Origin of the sequence: Streptomyces phaeochromogenes, assembly GCF_001418655.1 — a bacterium.
GTDB lineage: Bacteria > Actinomycetota > Actinomycetes > Streptomycetales > Streptomycetaceae > Streptomyces > Streptomyces phaeochromogenes.
The window spans coordinates 1-1,481 of record NZ_LIQZ01000627.1 but is presented as its reverse complement, the minus strand read 5'-3'; the positions used below and the strand labels follow the sequence as shown (position 1 = coordinate 1,481).

At 72.2% G+C, this 1,481-nt stretch carries 1 protein-coding gene; it reads right to left on the bottom strand.

Annotated elements, in window-relative coordinates; translation table 11 throughout:
* Positions 1-234: 234 nt before the first annotated feature.
* Positions 235-1,038 (bottom strand): sensor histidine kinase, encoded by an 804-nt coding sequence (locus AOK17_RS46860; RefSeq protein ID WP_342671577.1) that lies wholly within the window; start codon positions 1,036-1,038, stop codon positions 235-237.
* Positions 1,039-1,481 lie beyond the last annotated feature (443 nt).

Below are 1,481 nucleotides of genomic sequence, written 5' to 3'. Positions count from 1 at the left end.
GTCGTGCGTGTCCCCAGCCCTCCTCCTGGTGGCAGGGAGAGGTACCGGGAACAGCGTAGCGGACGAGCGTGGGGGCTGGGTGGGCAGTGGTCCGGGGGTGGCCTGTGGGCGGGCTCGGTGTCGGTGTGCTGCCCGTGTGGTGCCCGGGTGGGGTTCCTTTCGGTCGGGTGGGAAGGCAGCCCTCTGGCCCTGGGCCCCGGCACCTAGAGGTCATGTAGAGGTCTTGCCCCCCACTCACCACCCACACGGCAACCCCGCCTCGATCACCGTCGGTCCTCCGGTCGGGCTCGTCAGCCGTACCGTGCCGTCGAGTGCCGCGACCCGGCGGCGCATTCCGGGCAGGCCCGAGCCGGTTGTCTCGTCGGCGCCGCCGTGGCCCTTGTCGGAGACGGTTACAGTCAAGCCTGCTGCTACGCGGGTGAGTTGGGCCGAGGCCCGGCCCGAACCGCTGTGTTTCGCGGTGTTCGTCAGGGCCTCGGCCACGGTGAAGTAGGCGGCTGCCTCGACGCCCGCCGGGGCCCGGGGGCCAGTCTCCAGGTGGCCCGTGTCGGCGGTGACGTCCAGGCCGCTGCTCGCGGCGAGTGCCCGTACGGCGCCCGCCAGTCTGCGGTCGGTGAGGATCGGTGGGTGGATTCCGCGGACGACGTGGCGGAGCTCCGTCAGGGCCTCCTCCGCCTGGTCCTGGGCGAGGTCCCGGAGTTTGCGGGCAGTGGCGGGGTCGTGCTCGTACGCGCGTTTCGCCAGGCCGAGGCGCATTGAGAAGGAGACCAGGCGGGCCTGGGCGCCGTCCCGCAAGTCCTGTTCGACGCAGCGCAGTTCGGCCTCTTGGCCGACGACCCCTCCCGCCTTCGTCGCGGTCGGTTCCTCGCCCCGCTCGCTCAGACGTGCCCTGGGCGAGGGCTTTACGAGGGCGGTGGGCCACCTGGCCTCAAGGTCCGTCAGGCGGGTGATCAGGGAGCGGACGCGCGGGGAGCGGTTCAGGAGTCCGCAGCCGACGCCGTCCACCAGCAGCTCCGTCGGCCACAGAGGGAGCATCATGATCGGCAGCAGGGTGGCTTAGCCGTATTGGGCGAACATCCAGCGCAGGTCCATGAGTGTGTCGGGGCGTGGACCGCGGTGCGCAGCCGGGTGCGGAGCGGGTCGTCGTCCAGGGGAGGCATGCCTCCGGGATCCGCTCGACCGCTCGCCCGTCCACTCGGTCCCCGGCGGCGCTTGCCCCGGCGGTCCAGTGATCCGGCGTCACCGTCTCCGGGAGCAGCCCCGCGCCCACCACCGCGATGGCGCCCGTGGCCGTGATCAGCAGGGCCGTGAGGACGAGCATCGTGTCGATGGTCAGGACCGTGGCCCGGGCCAGCTGGACCGTTGTGCTGGCCGCCTGCCGTGTCGTCTTCCTCACGCCGTTCGGGCTTGGAGCTGCCGCGGGGTGCCCCGCGCATGGAGAGCGGGGCCCCGTCCTCGTGGTGTAGCCCGCTACACCACGG

Excerpts from the sequence above, each read along its gene's own strand:
- AOK17_RS46860 (WP_342671577.1), bottom strand. The coding sequence starts at position 1,038 with ATGATGCTCCCTCTGTGGCCGACGGAGCTGCTGGTGGACGGCGTCGGC.